Source organism: Gilvimarinus sp. 1_MG-2023, assembly GCF_030548285.1.
The window spans coordinates 1-829 of the sequence record NZ_JAUOSC010000037.1 but is presented as its reverse complement, the minus strand read 5'-3'; the positions used below and the strand labels follow the sequence as shown (position 1 = coordinate 829).

1 protein-coding gene is annotated in these 829 nt (G+C 54.6%); it reads left to right on the top strand.

What is annotated here, in order from left to right; all coding sequences use genetic code 11:
- Positions 1 to 660 (top strand): IS256 family transposase (locus Q4563_RS15505; RefSeq protein ID WP_303605093.1); only part of this gene is annotated, 660 nt, incomplete at its 5' end.
- Positions 661 to 829 lie beyond the last annotated feature (169 nt).

Here is an 829-nt window from a genome sequence, read left to right as displayed (position 1 = left end):
ATTTTAGGCCTGAACATCGAAGGCAAAAAGGAACTGCTGGGGCTGTATCTCTCAGAAAGCGAGGGGGCACGCTACTGGCTGAACGTGCTGACCGATCTGCAGAACCGGGGCGTAAAAGACATCCTGATCGCCTCGGTGGATGGCCTGAAAGGCTTCCCGGAAGCGATAGAAACCGTTTACCCAAAAACAGAAGTACAGCTCTGTATCGTTCACCAGATCCGCAACAGCGTGAAGTACGTGGCCAGCAAGAACCAGAAAGCTTTTATGTCAGATCTGAAGTGCGTTTACCGCGCCACGACTCAGAATGCCGCCGAACAGGCGTTGGACGACCTGGAAGCGAAATGGGGCGCGCAATACCCGCTGGTGATCAAGTCCTGGCGGAGTAAGTGGGAGAATCTCTCCGTTTACTTCAAGTACCCGGAACAGGTGCGCAAAGCGATTTACACGACCAATGCGGTTGAGGCGGTGCATCGCCAGTTCCGTAAACTGACCAAGACCAAAGGTGGCTTCGCCCATGAAAACGCATTGCTCAAGCTGCTGTACGCAGGTATGTTGAAGGCATCCGAAAAGTGGACGCATCCGGTGCAAAACTGGAACCTGACGCTGTCGCAGCTGAGCATCCACTTCGAAGGACGGATCGACGGCTACGTGGATCTGTAAGTAATGGGTGACACAGAACTATGAACACCCTCGCAATCGCCGCGCTCCCAGGTATGTTATGAGCCAACAGCCGCGCTCCCGGGTATGTTATGAACCAATCGCTGCGCTCCCGGGTATGTTGTGAACCAATCGCCGCGCTCCCAGGTATGTTATGTACACACCGCCGCGG